Source organism: Microcoleus sp. N3A4, from assembly GCF_036701805.1.
Classification (GTDB): Bacteria; Cyanobacteriota; Cyanobacteriia; order Cyanobacteriales; family Microcoleaceae; genus Microcoleus.
On sequence record NZ_JAUBRJ010000108.1, the window covers coordinates 14,655 to 17,039 of the forward strand.

At 44.6% G+C, this 2,385-nt stretch carries 1 protein-coding gene; it reads left to right on the forward strand.

The annotated features are described in order from the left end of the window. Window positions 1–611 precede the first annotated feature (611 nt). Window positions 612–2,198 (forward strand): photosynthetic/respiratory NAD(P)H-quinone oxidoreductase subunit D1, encoded by a 1,587-nt coding sequence (ndhD1, locus tag QUA56_RS34305; RefSeq protein WP_445242976.1) that lies wholly within the window; start codon window positions 612–614, stop codon window positions 2,196–2,198. The last annotated feature ends 187 nt before the right edge of the window (window positions 2,199–2,385 follow it).

Below are 2,385 nucleotides of genomic sequence, written 5' to 3' on the forward strand. Positions count from 1 at the left end.
AGGACTTTCGATCTTAAAAATTATTAAAAATTATGATTTTGCCTGAGTATTTTTATTTCATTTTTACCGTCCCCTACCGTCTCTGTAGGGTGCGTCGCGCTCGACTAATTCAACGCACAGCGACAATTTCATGGCGACGCACCTGACAATCACGGCGGTGCGTCGCCATGAGATTGTGAGAGATTACCGAAAAATTTGCCAGCGACGCACCCTACTTTCTCAGGACTTTCGATCTTAAAAATTATTAAAAATTATGATTTTGCCTGAGTATTTTTATTTCATTTTTACCGTCCCCTACAGTTTCTGTAGGGTGCGTCGCGATCGACTAATTCAACGCACAGCGACAATTTCATGGCGACGCACCTGACAATCACGGCGGTGCGTCGCCATGAGATTGTGAGAGATTACCGAAAAATTTGCCAGCGACGCACCCTACTTTCTCAGGACTTTCGATCTTAAAAATTATTAAAAATTATGATTTTGCCTGAGTATTTTTATTTCATTTTTACCGTCCCCTACCGTCTCTGGTTTCATGAAGAAAGTATAAAATTTAGGCTAAAATTGCAAAAAGGTGTTTAAACCTAATAACTGATGGATCATTTTAAAACGCAATGGATACAGCTAACTTTCCCTGGTTAACAACAACAATTCTGTTTCCCATTGCTGCGTCCTTGCTGATTCCTTTAATTCCCGATAAGGATGGCAAGACGGTGCGGTGGTATGCCCTAATTGTGGGTTTGATCGATTTTGCCCTACTTGTTTACGCTTTTTACACTCAGTACGACTTCAGCAATCCAGATTTGCAACTGGTAGAAAGTTATACTTGGGTGCAGCAACTCGATTTGAATTGGTCTGTGGGTGCTGACGGTTTATCGATGCCCCTGATTTTGCTGACAGGTTTTATTACTACGCTGGCTACTTTAGCAGCTTGGCCGGTCACATTTAAACCGAAGCTTTTTTACTTTTTGATGTTGGTAATGTACGGCGGGCAAATCGCAGTTTTTGCCGTGCAGGATATGTTGCTCTTTTTCCTGGTTTGGGAACTGGAATTAGTCCCGATTTACCTGATTTTGTCAATCTGGGGCGGCAAGAAGCGCCTCTACGCAGCAACTAAGTTTATCTTATACACCGCAGGCGGTTCGCTGTTTATTTTGCTGGGCGGGCTGACGATGGCGTTTTACGGGGATACGGTGACTTTCGATATGCGGGCGATCGCAGCTAAAGATTACAGCACCAATATACAATTGCTACTGTACACAGGTTTCTTAATAGCTTACGGCGTCAAGCTGCCAATTTTTCCACTGCACACTTGGCTCCCTGACGCTCACGGCGAAGCAACCGCACCCGCCCATATGTTGCTAGCAGGAATTCTGCTAAAAATGGGCGGCTACGCTTTGCTGCGGATGAATGCGGGAATGCTCCCCGATGCTCACGCTACCTTCGCACCGATTTTAGTAATTTTGGGTGTGGTAAATATTGTTTACGCCGCCTTAACTTCTTTTGCTCAGCGCAATTTGAAGCGGAAAATTGCTTATTCTTCGATTTCGCACATGGGGTTTGTGCTGATTGGGATAGCTTCGTTTACCGATTTGGGAACTAGCGGTGCTATGCTGCAAATGGTTTCCCACGGTTTGATCGGGGCGAGTTTGTTCTTCATGGTAGGTTGCACTTACGATCGCACTCACACGCTCATGCTCGACGAAATGGGCGGTGTCGGGAAGAAAATGCGTAAGGTTTTTGCAATGTGGACTGCTTGTTCTATGGCTTCCTTGGCTTTGCCGGGAATGAGCGGTTTTGTAGCAGAATTGATGGTGTTTGTGGGTTTTGCAACCAGCGATGCTTACAATCCCGTGTTTAAGGTTTGCGTGGTATTTCTCGCTGCTGTCGGCGTGATTTTGACTCCGATTTATCTGCTGTCGATGCTGCGTGAAATCTTCTACGGCCCTGAAAATAAGGAATTGTCGGAACACGAGGAATTGGTGGATGCGGAACCGCGAGAAGTGTTTATTATTGCGGCTTTGTTAGTGCCGATTATTGGCATTGGTTTGTATCCGAAGATGCTGACTCAGGTTTACGATGCGACTACTGTACAGTTGACTGCAAAATTGCGCGATTCTGTGCCGTCGCTTGTGGCTAAGGCTGCTGCGGATAAAACTGTGTCTCTGCGTGCTCCGGCGATCGAGCCGAGTAAGTTGTGATTTAAACTGGATTTAGGAATAAAACCCCCAAACTCTTTTTAAAATCGGGTTTGGGGGTTTTCTATTGTTTTTTTTTCGATTCTTCGATCTAAACTTGTCAAGAGAGTTGGAACCCACATTCCGCAGGTCTTTAAATAGAATTGATGGTTATAAATTTTAAAAATTCAACCCTGAAGTGATTACTGGG